The organism is Cupriavidus necator N-1 (genome assembly GCF_000219215.1).
Taxonomy (GTDB): Bacteria; Pseudomonadota; Gammaproteobacteria; order Burkholderiales; family Burkholderiaceae; genus Cupriavidus; species Cupriavidus necator.
The window spans coordinates 1352059-1368325 of record NC_015727.1; the positions used below are offsets into that span (position 1 = coordinate 1352059).

The following is a 16267-nucleotide window of genomic DNA, read 5'->3' on the forward strand; positions in this document are numbered from 1 at the left end:
TCGGCTGCTTAGGACTCGGGCGTCAGGAGATGCTGGCGCCTAGAGCCGGGAACACATCGCTGAACAGCAAGCCGATCAACTGTTGGCCAGCAGGCGTCGACCAGTCCTGCGCAATCTCTGCCATGAGCGTGTTGGTTGCGGTAAGTACAACACCTGCGTCATGCATCCGTTGGCGCGAGAACTCTTCGGAAAGCTCACTAGGCGATCCTGAGGCATCCATCACCGCCTGAACGGCAAAGCCCTCGAGCGCGGCGTCGATCGCCGGGAAGATCAGGCACACGTCGGTGGTTACGCCTGCCATGATCAGGTTCTTCCGGCCAGTGGCGAGCACTGCATTGCGGAAGTCAGGATAGGCCCATGCGTTCACCACGCCGGGGCGCTTGATCCGGGCCGCGTGCTCCTGAGGCAGAACCTGGGCGATCTCAGGGAGAATCGGCCCTTGCGCCCGGTCTTCCTGGCTCGACGTGATCACGACGGGCAGATTCAGGATCTTTGCCATCTTGGCCAGCGCGATCGACTGCTTGGCTGCAAGTTGACGGTCGATGTTCTTGATCAGTTGCATCGTGCCAACCTGATGGTCAATGAGCAGCAAGGCACTATTTTCGGCGGTGAATCGTTCAACCTTCATGATGAATCTCCTTGGTTTTGAATGGGGTGTAATCCCCAAACGTGTGAGCAGCCCTTACAGGCTCCCCAGATCGCCACGGTGATAAGCCGCGGTTGCTGCAGATAAACTATCCTGGCTCGCAAAAGCCATAGGGCCATTCGAGAGAACGGGTTGGTGCAAGGGCCGGCCGATGAACACGGCGACCTTGGCTCCGCCGGGCTTTCCGGTGAGTTTGAATGTCGTCGCTTCAGCCCCGGCAGGAAGAATCGGAACCCCGAGGTCGTCCAACCCGAAAGTCTCACCATCGAGTTCCGCACTGCCGAAGATAGGCATGACGAAGGCTTGCTGCCCTGCGGGCAAAGGCACGTCCAGCGCTGCGCCTGCGTCCAGCGAGATATCGAGCAAGGTGACATCGGTCGGCGGCACCAGTGGGGAGCGCACGTCGCCGAAGCTCCCCAGGGGAATCCGGATGCGTACGCCGGGCCGCTGGACCACCGGCACGTCCTGCGGTGCCAGGGTCAGTGCAAACGGGGCGGCATCCTGACGTTCCCGAGGAAGATTGACGAAGATCTGCAGAAGGTGCGTCGTGCTTCCCAATACAGCGGGGTTCTCTTCGTGAATCACACCGCGCCCTGCCGCTGTCCAATGCAGGCCGCCGGGCTCGATCAGCACGCTGTTGCCCAACGAATCGCGATTGGCAATGCCTGTTTCCGAATCGAGGAACAGATAGGTGACCGCGGAAAAGCCGGCGTGTGGATGCGGCGGAAACGTTGGAGCGCTCATCCAGGCATGGTCGATTCCCATGAAGGGATCAAGTAACGCCGGATCTGCGCCATGCAGGCGGTATGCCCGGAAATGGCTTCCCCGGTTAGCGCGTTGCATGCGGGCGGTGGTGGTCATGGTTGACTCCTTAGACGGCTTCGGCAGCCAGCGCCGGATAGTCGATGTATCCCTTGGCGGTGGGCGGGGCAAAAAACGTGTTGCGGTCCGGCACGTTGAGGGCGGCACCTTGACGGAAGCGTTCCGGCAGGTCGGGGTTGGCAAGGAACGCACTGCCGAATACGGTGGCGTCGGCCTTGCCTCCGTCGAGTACGGCTTCGGCGCTGTCCTGCGTCAAGCCGCTTCCGATCAGGTATGCGCCGTCGAAAAGCGGTCGCAGCAACGCGTGGTAATCGACCGTCGTTCCGAACAAGGCGACGTGCAGATACGCCAAGCCCATGCCGCGAAGCTTGTCGACGAGATAGGTGTAGGTTTCCTGAGGCGCGGCATCCGTGATGCTGTTGTAGTTCATCTCGGGCGAAATCTTGATGCCAACACGGTCCGCCCCCGCCTCGGCGACCATGGCAGCCAGCACGTCGAGCATGAAGCGGGCGCGGCCTTCAACGGAACCACCGTATTGATCCTGGCGCTGGTTGCTGCCCGTCGATAGGAATTGTTCGGGCAGGTAGCCGGACGCGCCGTGCAGTTCCACACCGTCGAATCCGGCGTCGATCGCCCGGCGGGTGGCCTGGCGATACTCATCGATGATGCCGGCGATCTCGCCGAGGCCCAGTGCGCGGGGCGTGACGAAGTCGACTTGGCCACCGGGCGTCCATGCCTGCCCCTCGGGCTTGATGGCAGAAGGGGCCACGGGCGTCGCGCCATCCAGCAAAGAAGGATGCGAGACACGGCCGCAATGCATCAATTGCATGAATATGCGACCGCCGCGGGCGTGAACGGCCTCTGTCACTTTCTTCCACCCGGCGGCCTGAGCCTCCGTTTCGATGCCGGGGGTATGCACGTAGCCCTTGCCCATGGCGGACGGAAACACGCCCTCCGAGATGATGAGGCCTGCACTGGCACGCTGAGCGTAATAGATAGTCGTCATGTCGCTCGGAACACCGTCGTCGCCGGCTCGGGATCGGGTCATGGGAGCCATGACGATGCGATTGGGCGCGAAGTAGCGACCAATGCGAACGGGGGTTAGAAGCTTGCTCATGTTGAAGTCCTTGAAGATGAAGAAGTGCGGAAGCTCGGGGGCTGCCAGATCTGCTTGCCCACCGTCCCACAGCAACACGCAGAGGCGATGCATGCATCTTGGATTGATTCGCAGGCGAGATAAAGGTGGTAGATTGGCAATCATTGATCCATAAATGGCACAATCTCGCGGAACTTTCGAACGACATGGCTTTGTTTGTCGAGGTTGCCCAGATATGCAGCTTTCGAGGCGCAGCCGAGGGGACGGGCGGGCGTACCGAACTCGACCTTGTCGAGGCGCATTAACGCTCTGGAGAAGGCGATCGGCCTGCCACTCCTGCAACGGACCACGCGTAAGTCTGGAGACTTATGGAGGCTGACCAGTTCTATTAGGAACCCTGCAAGCGAATCGTCGAGGAGGCGCGAATACCTCACGAACAATTGGGCGAAATTCTGGCGCAGCCGAGCGGCACTCTGCGCGTGTCACTACCGGTCGATATCGCCACGATCTACATGGCCCTTTTCCAAGTACACAGCAGTAGAATCCTGCACGCAGGTCGCGGCGGCGTAATACGCAACGAGAGAATACTGCTCGGTGCTGAGAACGCTGTAAGCCAGATTGTCTGGCACGGTACAGTTGATCACCGCCCTACCTGAAAATCAGCCACATCGCGCTGATATTGCGAAGATACTGGGCCGCTGCGACGCAAGACGCCAAGGCATTGCGGGGCACCTGATGTCCACGGTAGATGAGGTGGCTCGCGCTGCAGGTAATCGCACTCAATACTGGGCGGGCGACGATGCAGAGCGGCTTTTTGAGCGGACAGGTTGGCAACGGGTTGGAGACGTACCCAACTATTCACTGATGCCCGATGGCATGATTTATGGGACAACTTTCTATCACAAGCAACTATCGGCCCATTGGCTGATTCGGAGATCAGCCAATGGGCCCGCTCTTGCCTCGTGATCCTCCGTGGCCGGGGAAGCATAGCGAAGGACAGAGACGGATCGCACCAAAAAGCAAGCTTCGCCCAAGTAGAGAGTCGCCTGGGCGAGAGTCCCACGCCACACCGCCGCATTGGAGACCACGATGGACCGCTCGTCGGCCGCATACAACTGGAAAAAGTGCAGGGCTATGTGGCTACACGACTGGATACGTCTTCGCGATGAATCCGAATTCCCCCTTAGTTAGAAGATATGCTTCACCCCAATCATCGCGCCAAACTGTTTTCCCCCTGCAGTTGGATTTGTACCACTTTGCCCACTGTTGACTGCAAAAGTTGAGTTGCCAAAGTTGTTGATATAGCCGGCCGTTCCGTAAGCACTTGTCCGTTTCGAGAACGCGTAGAGCGCCCGGCCAGCAAAGAGCCAAGCCTTGTTTGGACTATTGTGGAATCGTTGGTGATAAATCTCGCTCTCGAGCGTGACCGCAGACGTCAACGCGTAGGACACCCCACCGTAATACAGGTCGCTTCGCGGCGTCGCACTTGCTCGATTGTCTCGCCGCAGCCAGCCCCCGCCAATCTGGACCTTGCCGACAACAAACTGACCGCCAATGACCATGCGGTCATCCTTGAGCGCACTGCTCGTCAGGCCAGCAAATGCACCTGGTCCGCCACGAATCGAGTCATACGCCGCACTGATATTCCAGTTGTCGTTGCCATACTTCACCAGCGCCGACCACTCGCGGCACTGACGTGAGTCTGCCGGATTCTCGCCAGCGCAGTTGGTACCCGTAGGACTGTTTGCGTTTACCGTATCGCGTCCGAAGCTATAGGTCCCGCCAACGGTCAACCCACCGAATGTTCCCTTATATGAAACGGTATTATCCGCACGCGCTGTTGAGGTATATACGTCAAGTGACGCAGAGCCGAAGATGTTCGGGCCGAGCAGATCGTTCTCTGCCATACCCCAGAACAGCATTGTGAACTGACGCCCGAACGCAATCTGACCCCAAGCCCCCTGGATGCCTACGAGAGCTTGCCGGCCGAAAAGTCGCCCACCCTGTGTAATCGTTCCAGTATCGGAAGCGAACCCTGATTCCAGCCAGAACACGGCCTTGTTTCCGCCCCCAAGATCTTCCGTGCCACGCAACCCCCAACGAGCTGGAACTGCGCCGGATTGCATGAAGGTATCGCTATGCCTAGCAGCACCCACGCCGTTGACATAAGCCACGCCGCTGTCCACCACACCATAGAGGGTCACGTTCTGGGCAAAAACAATCCCTGGAAATGCACCTGCAATTAATGCAGCAACTCTCCCGAGTTTCATCTCTTCTCACTCCTCCAGCTTTATATTTGGCACTTGCAATGCGAGCGCCGACCTTTCCACCTTAAATTGGAAAATTTTTCTTACTGCTGAAATTTGCAATCCGTCAGCCTAGCTGCGAATCACGAAATCTGAGCCGACACCAGTCCCCGTGTGGTCTCGCGGGGACTGGCGACAGAGTTGGCTATTTGTTACTTGACGAGGGTTAGTGTTCGTCGCGGAGAATCCAGATCCCCCAAGCGGAATCTGTCACATAAATGTTTCCGCGAGTGTCCTGGAGAACATCCTGCGTTGCGTTTGAGGTCAACGTCCCGCCTTGACTGGTAACGGGCGCAGGAGGATCAGGCGGAAGGAACCAGCCGCGCTCGCGGACGTCACGCGGGTCGCTAATATCAAATGCGCGAAGCCCTGCTGTGAACCAGGCAACGTACATCGTGTCCTTCGGAGTCATGACGTCCGGGTTGTAGAGCTCCGTGACAGTATTGTGCGGGCCGAAGCGGCCAGGTTTGTCACAGAAGCTCTTGTACTTCGCACCCGGGGGAGGTACCGGTGTCGGGAACATCGACTTGAGGAAAGGATGCTTTGGATCCGAGTTATCAATGAATCCGACCGGCGTCATCGCTTCCGTACAGTTCCGTCTCATCGGCTCGCCAGAGAAATAGACTAGCTTTCTGTCCCAGAGCGGAATCGCCGTGTGAATGGACTGCGTGAGTGTGTTCACGAACGGGGGAATAATCTTCGCTTCCCCAATCATCTTCGGGTGAGCAATATCACTGATATCCAGATTCACGACGGACGGCGTGTAGCCGACTGTGAGCATCTTCCCATCAGGACTGACGAAAGCAGGGCCATGATAACTTGGCGTAATGGCACCCGGCGTTTCCCCCGCCTTAGCGCCGGGATACGCCCAGCGACCGGCTTCCTTGGGGTGCATCGGATCGCTGACGTCGAGGATTACCAGGATGAATCCACGATATCCTGGAACTGTCGTGGACAGGAATGCATACTTCCCGCCGGGGAATCCATTGCGATGACTACCCTGTGCACCCGCACTCCATTTGGAAAGCGCCCTCGGATTTTCGGGGTCGCTGATGTCGAAGAGTTGAACGCTTTCCTCGAATGGCTTGTCCTTCGGCGCCACCTCTTGAACCGTAGTCCATCCATCCGCGTGCCCTGACGACTCCTCCGAACTGATCGGTCGACTCAGCCCGAGGATGAGCAAATTACCACTTAGCGTAACCTGCGACGCGGATGTGCCAGCCGGACCTTGAACGACTTTTAGAAATACAGGGGCAGCGGGATCAGTGACATCGATAACTTCAAATCCATTCCCTCCCTTATAAAGATACCATCTGTCTCCCACCCGCTTGATAGCAATCTTGTTCCCAAAGCCGCGCCGTCCGCCCAGGTCGGTATAGCCGATTGGCTTGAGTCCACTAGCTTGCCAGCCGTCTGGAATAGGATCTGCCTTGACAGACGCACACCCCAACGCCAGCCATGACGCTACGGAAACTGCCCTCACAAAGATGGAAAGTCTCTTCATTTAATTTATCTCCACGTTTTTATTTATAGATTTTAACAATACAAAATACTTATTAAATTTATGTGATAAATTATCTGGACATAACGGATGAGATGGATTGAATTATTTTCTTTTACCAAACAACCTTATAGATTATGGACTCGCGAGTTCGCTAACCCCTAGATGAATGTGATGCCCCTCTAGTGACCGGTATCGTTGCCCACGCAGCCCGCGGCTGGACTTTGCGATCTGGCGCAACCTATCTAGCAGCAAAAAATAACCGACCGATGGGTGCTCTGAAGCGCCCGTCACTGAAGCAGCACAACCCCGGCCTGCCCGGGGTTGTGCCGGGCGAGCGACCTTAAGTCAGCTTCAGGTTCACGTTCTTGGTGTACGTAAATTCCAGCAACTCGGCAAAGCATTCCTCACGACCTATGCCCGACTGCTTCACGCCTCCGAAAGGCGCACCCATGAAGTGCTGGCTGGAGTTGTTGATCCACACATAGCCGGTGTGTATGCGTTTGGCGGCGCGGTGTGCCGTGTTCAGGTTCTGCGTCCAGATCGAGCCCGTCAAACCGAACTCCACGCCATTGACCTGCTCGAATAACGCGTCCTCGTCGCTCCATTTGAAAACCGACATGATGGGGCCGAACACTTCTTCCTGAGCCAAACGCATGTGTGGCTTCATGTCGGCGAACACGGTGGCTTCATAGAAGAAGCCGTCCTTTAATGCAGGGGCGTCTGGCTGCTTGCCACCACACACCAAGCGCCCACCGTCTTCCAGACCTTTAGCCACATAGCCCTGCACTTTTTCCAGTTGGGCGCGGCTGACGAGCGAGCCCATCGTGGTCTTGGGGTCTGTCGGGATGCCGGGCTTGTGGCGCTCCGGCAGCAGCTGGACGACTTTTTCCAGTACCTGATCATGGATGGACTCATGCAAAAAGACGCGGCTGGTGGAGCCGCAGCTCTGGCCAGACCACGTGAAGTTCATACCTCCCAGGATGCCGTTCACGAGTTTGTCGAGATCGGCATCGGGGTAGGCGATAAGCGCGTTTTTGCCCCCAAGTTCCAGCAGTACAGGCTTGAGGTTGTCGGAAGCCGTCTTCATGACGGCACGCCCGGTGGGGACTCCGCCAATCAGCGTGATCTTGCGCACCAGCGGGTGCCGTGTCATGGCGTCGCCGCATTCACGACCGCCGCACAAAAAATTGGCCACGCCAGCCGGAAAAATATCGCCCAACAGTTCGGCCAGCCGCAGGATGGACAGCGGCGCCTGGTCGGGCGACTTCACCACCACCGTGTTGCCGGCCGCCAGCGGCGCGGCAAGGCGCGCAGCGGCAAACATGAATGGATGGTTATACGCCACGATACGGGCGATAACGCCTAGCGGCTCCTGCATGGTGTAGTTCAGGTTGCTGTCGCCCATAGGGATGGTCTCCCCTTTGATCTCCGTGACCAGGCCTGCAAAGTAGTCGAGACAGTCGGCAGCAAAGGCCGCGTCCATGGCTAGGGCCGACACCGGGTTGCCATTGTTGAGCGAGTCCAGCAGCGCTAGCGGCTTGGCATGCTCGCGCAACACCGCGGCGGCCTTGCGCAGGTAGCGCCCCCGCTCGACGGGGGGCGTGGCTGCCCAGGCTGGGAAAGCGGCATGGGCAGCCTGCACTGCAGCATCCACATCGGCCACATCGGCAACGGGCGCGGTGGTGATGGTCTCGTTGTAAGTCGGGTTGATGGTCTCGGCATAGCCGCCTGCCTTGGGGGGGTGCCACGCACCGCCGTAGTACAGTTCGCGTCGCGACGGCAAGACGCCAGGGGGAATTTCGTGTGCGCGCATAGGTTCTGTGTCCTCAACAATAGAAATGCCGGGCGCGGGAGCGCTATCAGTCCTTCGACCGCGTCAGGCCCGCCGTCATGGCCGGGCTGTAGCCGGTTTGCACCAACACGTCGACCACCACGGTCTCACCTTTCTTGACTGCCGCGATGGCATTGCGCAGGACTTCTTCCAATTCAGAGGCGTCCACAACTGGGCCTACGCCTGTGAGGCCCTGGCCGCGCGCCATCATGGCGAGGTCAGGCGGCGGGTCGCTGATGCGCTGGCCTATCCAGCGGTTCTCAATCGGCCGCTTGCGCTGACGCGCGACGCGCTCCTGGTGCACTTCGTCGTTGAAGAAAGAACGGTTGTTGCACACCACCATCAACATTGGAATGCGCGCATTGGCTGCCGTCCAGAGCGCGTTCACGCCCATCATGTAGTCGCCGTCGCCGATCACCGCGACCGGTAGACGGTCGCTGCCTTTGAGGGCCAGCGCTGAGCCTATCGACATGCCCGGACCCGAGCCGATGCCCCCCCCGCCGTCGTACCCCAGAAAGTCCAATGGGTGCCGGAAGTCCCACATCTCGCCGCTCCAGCTCAACGGCAGGCGCATCAGGCAAACCTCTTGCTCACCAACGGCGCGCTTTAAGGTGGCCGCCAGCGTGGCCACTGCAATGTTGCTGCCGCCGGTGGCGCCTGGCGCGGGCGGCGTCACTGAGACCGGGAGAAGCGGCCGTTTGGCGGGCGCCGGCGTCTTGCGCGGCTTGACGTGCTGGTTCAACAAGGCCACGGCCGGCTCAGGCTCGCACAACATGAAGACATCGACAGGCGGCAGGCCCTGGTGGTCCATGCTCCAGCCGTTGTGGTTGTAGTGGTCCACTGAGACCTGGATGATCTTGCTGCCAACGGGCTTGTCTCCCCAGGCCTGCTTCAGCGTTCCTGAAAGATCCAGCCAGTCCAGGCTGAGCACCACGTCGGCTTCCCGCAAGACTTCTTGGGCATTAGCCGTGAGGAAGTTCCCGCTTGGGGCCGCGTGCAGCGGGTGGTCGGTCGGAAAGGCCGCGCCCACGCGCAGATCGGTCAGAACTTCAGCGTTCAGTGTTTCGGCCAGCTTGATGCGCTGCTCCCAGCCTTCGACTTCGCGGGACACGCGGCCCATCAGGATCACGGGGCGACTGGCTTCTGACAGCAGCACTGCGGCCTGCGCCACAATGTCATCCGAAGGTCGAGCCGGCGGCGGCGCGAGGTAGCGTGCCGGGTCGGGAATCGGCGGCCGCTCAGCTAGCTTGGATTCCTGCAGTGCCGCATCAAAACAGACGTAGACCGGACCCTTGGGTGCGGTGGTGGCAATCTGACGGGCCCGCAGAAGCGCTTCGTTCGCGGACGGAATCGAAGCCGGCTGCGCATCCCACTTGATAAAGTGGCGCACCAGCGCGGCCTGGTCCTGCGCCGTATGAATCCAATCGATCCACGGTCGGCGTTTGTTCGCGTCGACCGGCCCGGTGGCACCCAGCACAATGACCGGCACGCGGTCCACCCAGGCATCGAAAATAGCCATGGAGCCGTGCATCAGCCCGACATTGCTGTGCACAATCGCCACCAGCGGCTTGCCGGTAACTTTGGTGTAGCCATGCGCGATGGCCACCGCATGCTCTTCATGGAGCACCACCATCATCTGCGGCTTTTCATTGCCCAGGTGGTTCACGATACTGTCATGCAGGCCGCGAAAACTTGCGCCGGGATTGAGCAGCACATAGGGGATGTTCATCGCGCGCAGCATGTCGGCAATCGCGTCACTGGCCCAGACGGCTTCATCCGGTTCGGAAGGCGTAGGAATATCGCGGCGTACGGAGGGACCGGATGGAACGTTCATGGAAACTCCCAGGTAAAAATACAAAGAAGAGAATTACTCTTGCTTAATGTTTGCGGCCCTGATCACCTCTGCCCAACGCTTCTGGTCGCTGGCGATCAGTCTGGTGAATTCTTGGGGCGTGCTGGTCTCCGCATAGATGCCCTGCTCGGCCAGCTTGCCCTGTACATCGGGCAGCGCCAGCGAGCGGCGCAACTCAGCATTGAGCTTGTTGATGATGGCCGGTGGCGTCTTGGCTGGGGCAACCATACCGATCCAGATATCGCTTTCGAAATTGGGAAGGGTCTCGGCAATCGTAGGCACCTTCGGAAGCAGCTCGACGCGCTTCGCGCCACTGGTGCCAAGCGCGCGCAGCTTGCCGCTTCGGATGAACGGCAGGGCTGAATTGATCGGGCAGAACATCATGTCCACATTGCCACCCAACAAATCTACGAGCGCGGGGGCCGAGCCTTTGTATGGAATCTGGGTGATGCGGGTTCCTGTCATGGACTTGAAGACTTCCGCTGCCATGTGCTGCGGGCTCCCCGAGCCGGCGGACGCATAAGAAAGCTTCTCGGGGTTGGCTTTTGCCAGCGCAATCAATTCGGCGACCGAAGTTGCCGCCACCTTGCCTGGCGACACCACCAGCACCATGGGCACGCGACCCAGCAGGGTGATGCCCGTCAGGTCCCGGCTCACCTCAAATGGCAGCCTGGGATACAGAACCGGGTTAACCGCCACGGTCTGATTGGGTGCAACGGCGATGCTATAGCCGTCGCCTTCGGCCCTGGCTATGAAATCGGTGGCGATATTGCCCGCGGCACCAGGCTTGTTTTCAACGATGACGGGCTGGCCGAAAGACTCGGACATTTTCTGCGCCAGGATTCTGGCGAGCACGTCATTGGATCCGCCGGGCGGCAGCGGCACGACGATGTGGATGGGCTTGGTCGGGTAGGTCTGCGCCGAGGCAGGTACGCCAATGATCACGGTGGCAAGGCAAAGGGCAAGCATCCCTGTGCCGGGATTGAATTTCATGTCTTGTCTCCTGTATTTACTGCGGGTGGGGCCCTGTCAGGTTGCGGGCCCTTTCGCGTTAGAGCGCGTGCAGTAAAGACGCAGCAATCGCTCGTCCACGTCACCGCATTCCGGCATATTTGTTATCGTCAGTAGCGCCGTCGGCTGGTGTTTCCTGTTTTCTGATTCGTGCGTGACCTTTATGAGTTCCTCTGGAAGAACCTTTGTGTACGGTTCGAGAGCAATGTGGGCGTCGGCAATAGGCGCGGCGGTATTAGCAGCAAGCGACAGGTACCGGCGCGCGCCATTTCCTCAGCGTCCGTCCACGGCGCCGGTGCGCTGCACGCGCTTTTTCCAAAGCGCCCAGGGGCGCTCGATTTGTGTTTCGATATTCCGGCAAGCCGTAGCGGCTTCGCCCTGGCTGAGATACGTTACTTCGCCAAGCCGCATGGCGCCCACCTGAAGCTGCGCATTCACTTCGGCATAGACCGCTCGGTAGACTGCGTGCTTGAGCGTAGGACCGACGACTGTGGAACCATGGCCCCGCATCAGAACAAACGACGCTTCACCGAGCTTCTGCGCCAGCGCGGCGCCAAGCTTGCCATCACTGATCAGCAGGTCGGTCGCGTCGCCGGCAGTTTCGCGAATCTCGAAGATCGGAGTTCCAGCGCCGAGGAAACCGCTCATATGGCATACGGGTCTGAAGGGGATGTTCTTGACGACGCTGAATGGAAGTACGGTAGGCGAGTGGCTGTGCACGATGGCGTGCACGTCGGGTCGAGCCCTGTAGATCTCGCCATGGATGAATCGCTCCAGGTAGATGGCGCGCCCCCCCGCGTTGACTGGAGACCCATCCAGCTTGAACTCCACAATGTCGTCTGGCGTAACAGTGGCGGGTGCCATGTTCCTCGCCAGCAGAAACCGGCCTGGATCCTTGTCGTGCCGGACGCTGACGTGGCCAAAGGCATCGACAATGCCCTGATCGAACAAGATGTGATTGGCGCACACCAGGTCTTCGATCAACGTGTCGCTTGCGGAGCCGGAAGGACGATCGAGATCCTCAGCGTAGTCGACACTGCTGTTGGAATTGGTATGGGAGTTGCACATGGAAGGCCTAGTCTCAGGTTGGCGAGTGTGGTTCGATTCGCGTCCCGGGACATACGACGCCGTACTACTGCCCGGAACGTCGTTATAGCTTAGACTTGGGTTGATGATAGGTCTATTAGCTATTTAGGACTCAATCCATACTCAATCGACTATGATTTGAGATAGGCCTACAGGGCGTTGTTTGGCGGCGCGGAGTCGCGGATAAACTGCAAGAGCGCGGCCTGAAAAGCGGAGAAGCGCTTGTCTTCCCGGTACACCACATAGGATGGAATCTTCATTGGCAAGTCGGGGCGATCAAGAAGCACTAGGTCTCCCCGTGCCACATCGTCGCGGATCGAGGAAGCCAACATGAAACTCAGCCCGATGTCCTGCCGGACAGCGTGCTTCATTGCTTCAGGATGCCCTAGCTCCAGCACGACCCTGCGGTTCTCGAAGCCATGCTTGCGCAGCTGCGTGTCCTCCAGTTCACGCCTTGCCAGATTCCGTGGCGTGCTGATAAAGGGCACCTGATGAAGGTCGACTTCCTGCGACGGTAGTTTGACCCAGCGGCTGCCCGGCGCACATACCAGCAGAAGGTCTTCCTCCCACAGCGGAATCACTGTCAGCCCATCCAGATCTTGCTTTGCCGCCAGCAGGATTACCGCAAAATCGCAGCCCCCTATGCGGGTCGCGTCCACTGCCGCTTGCGGGTTTGAAATCTGAAGGGTCACCAGTCCGTTGGGGTGCTGTCGGTAGAAATCCACAATCAGTGGCGGCAATACATAGGAGCCAATCGACATCGACGTTGCCACAACCGCATTTCCAGCGCCCCCGCCCTCAAGTCCAGCGAGCTCCCGCTCGACCTCGCGGGTCCGCGTGATGACTTCGGTCGCCCAGCGATAGACACGCTCTCCTGCCTCGGTCAGCGCGATGTTCCTGCCGGCACGCGCGACCAGGGCATAGCCCAGCCGTGCCTCCATGCTGCGCAGGTGCGCAGTTACTACTGGTTGCGCAATGCACAGCCTGTCGGCTGCGCGCGTCACACTGCCGAGCTCCGCCACGGTGCAGAAAACTTCCAGTTTCTGGAAGGTGAGATATGGGTCGAATCCGCGCACACGCCTCCTCAATCCATAGCTAAATTGCTATGTATTTGCGGCATAAGAACTATTTGAAGATATGGATAAGGTTACCCACAATTGCAGCCACAAGCAACATGGTGGCCTGGCATCAGGCCTTCGCAGGAGACAGCATGGACTGCACAGCCGTTATTAATCGCGCTTCTTGCCGGCACCACGGTAAGTCGTGGCTTGCCTCGGAAAGGGCACCCTTGGCCAGGATCGCAACAGCCACGCTCGCGGTAATGCTCTGGTCGACCGTAGTCGTCCAGTCCGCCATCGCGGCAGAAGGCTATCCGACCAAGCCGGTCCGCATTGTTGTGCCCTTTCCCGCGGGTGGCGGAACGGACAGCATCGCACGCGTACTTGCCAAGTCCTTTACGACGGATACAGGACAGCCTTTTGTAGTCGAGAACCGCGCCGGTGCGTCCGGGAACATCGGCCTGGATAACATCGCGAAATCGCAGGCAGACGGCTACACCATTGGCCTCACCACGAGCAATCTCACGATGAATGGTGCGCTGTACAAGCGGTTAGCCTTCGATCCGCAGCGAGATTTCCAGCCGATATCTCTGATTGCCTCATCTCCGCTCGTTATTGGTGTATCAAACACGCTTGGCGTATCGGCATTGTCGGCCCTTCGCACCAAGGCGAAAGCGTCTGGCCAGCCGCTCGCATACTCGTCGTGCGGAAACGGCACACCGGAGCATTTCGCAGGCGCTATGCTCGCCGCGGCGTGGAATGTACGCTTCGTCCATGTTCCCTACAAGGGCTGTGCGCCAGCATTGGTCGATGCCTTAGGCGGCCAGGTCCCCATCTTTATCAGCACGGTTGCCAACGCGCTTCCGTACAGCCGAGATCCTCGAATTGGAGTGCTTGCGGTCACCGGCCATGACCGCAGCAGGTACATTCCCGGGGTGCCCTCAACGTCGGAACAAGGCGTGACCAGCTTGGATATGCGAGTGTGGTTCGGGCTCATTGCCCCGCACAACCTGCCGGAGCCAGTTCTGAAGAGACTGATCGCGCTCACATCGGCAGCGATGAAAAAGCCTGAGGTACGCCAGATCCTCGAGGCCCAGGGATATGACGCGGTGGGTTCAGATCCGGCAACTTTTGCCGCGACGATCGCGACCGAAATCCCGTTCTGGAAGCAACTCGCGGCAAAGTACGCGATATCTCTCGAATAGAACTTGCCAGCTGTCCGTTCTGGCAACACAGAACCTTCAATCCCCAAGTCGTACATGGAACAGGGAGCCGGCGCGAACATTCACCGTACCGGCTGCCACGCTCTCCGCACTTAGACGGCCATCGGCGCTATGCATCGGATGCGCTCCGAGTCGCATCGGGCGAAACAAGTCGTACGCCTTGAGCACGATTGTCATGAGGCAGGATTCGCCCACGGCGTGAGCCGCCTCGTCGTCGCGACGCTTTCGACACAAGCTCTGAGTGCCCCTCTCCCCTCGCAAGCCCAACAATTTACTTGAGCAGCCGTTGACTTAAGCTGACCACGACACCGAGCCCACCAATCACCGCAATCACGGAAAAATGGTCAAGGTTTGCGAGAAGGTTTGCCTGTTGAGCCAAGGACTGTGCGAGCAGCGCCACGGCGACTCTTACTGCATCCGCTTGCCCAAGTGCGGCCGACAGCTGGCTTGCCAGGTGGTCGACAGCCTGGAGATAGATGGGGTTGCCGGGATGAATATTCCTGGCCAGCGCGTCGTAGTGCACTGTCGACCGCCATTGCTGTCCGATTGTCCCCAGACTGATTCCTAGTGCCAGACCGATCTGCGCCAGCATATTTTTAGCTTGCTGAGCATGGGAGAACACCGTTTCGTCGTACTGGACATCCCTGAATGTTTGGATTGCTGCATTGGCCATGACAAACATCATGAAGACGCCGTTCAGAAGCAACGCTGGCAAGATATCCGACCACAGGTTAGCTGTAGGCGTGAGCCCGGACAGTAGCCAGCCGAATGCCGCCAGCGCCCCGAAACCAATTACGAAGAACTTGCGAGGACTCGGATACTTTGGCAGAAGTCGCGCCAGGATAAACCAGCTGACGAGAGCCGAGGCCAATCCCATTGCCTGAAACTGCCCAACCGTCTGCCATGGATACCCAAGTGTCCGTTGCAAAAATACTGGAAGCACATAGTTATCCGCACCGAGAATGACATAGCAGCAGGTGAAAAGCAGAACCCCTGCGACATAGCGCGGATTTAGTAGCGCCCTGACTCTGATCAAAGGAGCTTCGCGTCGATGCTCAGCGCTGACATAGTAAATGAGAGCAACGATGGCAACTGAAGCGGTCAAAACAAGGGGAATGCCGTCGCTGTAGAAATCGTAGTAGGTCCGCTGTAGCGAATAAAGTAGAAGGAATGCACCACTAGCCAGCAACATTAGTAAGACTGGATGCGATTGCGACGTATCACTGTCACTCGACGACGGCGACTCATCGTGGAAAACCGCCGTTACCAGTACAAACACTACCGCTGAGGCGCCGACCACGATCCAGAATATCGAGCTCCAATTGTCGTTCGCCACAGAAACCGATGCTAACCACGGTGCAGCCGCGGTACCGGCGGCGAGCGCAACAGCGAACGCTTTGATCCCGGTAAATCTTTGTGGGCCCGGATGAATATGATTGACCATGATGCGCGCCGAGGTCATGAATGATGCCCCACCTAGTGCCATCACGAGACGACCAATAAGGAACTCACCATAGGCTTGACTTGATCCGCAAATGACCGCACCGATCATGAAGATGCCCAACGAGTACTGCAAAAACCGACGCCAACCCACTCGCTCGACAAACCACCGTTGCTGGGATATATCCAAGACGGCAACGCTTGCGTAGGCTGCGCTGATCAAGCTAAATTCCTCAGGCCCAGCCCCGATCTCACCCATAATTGGGCCTGACGCGAACGCGATCATGCCGGTCTGGAGGAATTCGATGCCGTTGAGCAGGAATATAGTAAGGAGGAGAAGGTGTGGCTTTCTCGATAGCTGGCTCACGATGACCCTCGGATCTGGAATGACG

13 protein-coding genes and 1 pseudogene are annotated in these 16267 nt (G+C 58.7%); 3 read left to right on the plus strand and 11 right to left on the minus strand.

Going from position 1 to position 16267, the window contains the following annotated elements; all coding sequences use genetic code 11:
• Positions 1–22: 22 nt before the first annotated feature.
• The 3 genes from CNE_RS36075 to CNE_RS36085 are packed head-to-tail and all read right to left on the minus strand — an operon-like array spanning position 23 to position 2585.
• Positions 23–628, minus strand: coding sequence for an isochorismatase family protein (locus tag CNE_RS36075; RefSeq protein WP_013959720.1), 606 nt, complete (start codon positions 626–628; stop codon positions 23–25).
• Positions 629–682: 54 nt separating this feature from the next.
• Complete coding sequence (locus CNE_RS36080) at positions 683–1507, minus strand: pirin family protein (protein ID WP_013959721.1); 825 nt, start codon at positions 1505–1507, stop codon at positions 683–685.
• A 10-nt stretch (positions 1508–1517) separates the two neighbouring features.
• Positions 1518–2585: an alkene reductase gene (locus CNE_RS36085; protein WP_013959722.1), complete on the minus strand. Its 1068-nt coding sequence runs from the start codon at positions 2583–2585 to the stop codon at positions 1518–1520.
• A 185-nt stretch (positions 2586–2770) separates the two neighbouring features.
• Here CNE_RS36085 and CNE_RS40360 point away from each other — a divergent pair.
• Together CNE_RS40360 and CNE_RS42590 are read left to right on the plus strand one after the other, a co-directional pair.
• Positions 2771–3082 (plus strand): annotated as a pseudogene (locus CNE_RS40360) (LysR family transcriptional regulator); the annotation flags it as partial.
• A 118-nt stretch (positions 3083–3200) separates the two neighbouring features.
• Positions 3201–3530 (plus strand): GNAT family N-acetyltransferase, encoded by a 330-nt coding sequence (locus CNE_RS42590; protein ID WP_330995915.1) that lies wholly within the window; start codon positions 3201–3203, stop codon positions 3528–3530.
• Positions 3531–3751: 221 nt separating this feature from the next.
• On the opposite strand, the gene CNE_RS36090 is transcribed toward CNE_RS42590, so the two are convergent.
• The 7 genes from CNE_RS36090 to CNE_RS36120 form a co-directional block, all read right to left on the minus strand.
• Entirely contained in the window at positions 3752–4834 is a 1083-nt protein-coding gene (locus CNE_RS36090) for a porin (protein ID WP_013959723.1), read from the minus strand.
• A 202-nt stretch (positions 4835–5036) separates the two neighbouring features.
• Complete coding sequence (locus CNE_RS36095) at positions 5037–6374, minus strand: LVIVD repeat-containing protein (protein WP_013959724.1); 1338 nt, start codon at positions 6372–6374, stop codon at positions 5037–5039.
• Positions 6375–6714: 340 nt separating this feature from the next.
• Positions 6715–8187, minus strand: a complete 1473-nt coding sequence (locus CNE_RS36100; RefSeq protein ID WP_013959725.1) for an aldehyde dehydrogenase family protein — start codon at positions 8185–8187, stop codon at positions 6715–6717.
• A gap of 46 nt (positions 8188–8233) precedes the next feature.
• A complete protein-coding gene (locus tag CNE_RS36105; protein ID WP_013959726.1) occupies positions 8234–10039 on the minus strand; it encodes a thiamine pyrophosphate-binding protein in 1806 nt (601 codons plus the stop codon).
• Between the two features lie 33 nt (positions 10040–10072).
• Entirely contained in the window at positions 10073–11050 is a 978-nt protein-coding gene (locus tag CNE_RS36110) for a Bug family tripartite tricarboxylate transporter substrate binding protein (protein ID WP_013959727.1), read from the minus strand.
• Positions 11051–11341: 291 nt separating this feature from the next.
• A complete protein-coding gene (locus CNE_RS36115; protein WP_013959728.1) occupies positions 11342–12136 on the minus strand; it encodes a class II aldolase/adducin family protein in 795 nt (264 codons plus the stop codon).
• 167 nt (positions 12137–12303) lie between these two features.
• Entirely contained in the window at positions 12304–13230 is a 927-nt protein-coding gene (locus CNE_RS36120; RefSeq protein WP_013959729.1) for a LysR family transcriptional regulator, read from the minus strand.
• A gap of 212 nt (positions 13231–13442) precedes the next feature.
• On the opposite strand from CNE_RS36120, the gene CNE_RS36125 reads away from it, so the two are divergent.
• Positions 13443–14417 (plus strand): tripartite tricarboxylate transporter substrate binding protein, encoded by a 975-nt coding sequence (locus CNE_RS36125; protein WP_049800742.1) that lies wholly within the window; start codon positions 13443–13445, stop codon positions 14415–14417.
• Between the two features lie 289 nt (positions 14418–14706).
• On the opposite strand, the gene CNE_RS36130 is transcribed toward CNE_RS36125, so the two are convergent.
• Positions 14707–16242, minus strand: coding sequence for an MFS transporter (locus tag CNE_RS36130; RefSeq protein ID WP_013959731.1), 1536 nt, complete (start codon positions 16240–16242; stop codon positions 14707–14709).
• Positions 16243–16267: the final 25 nt, after the last annotated feature.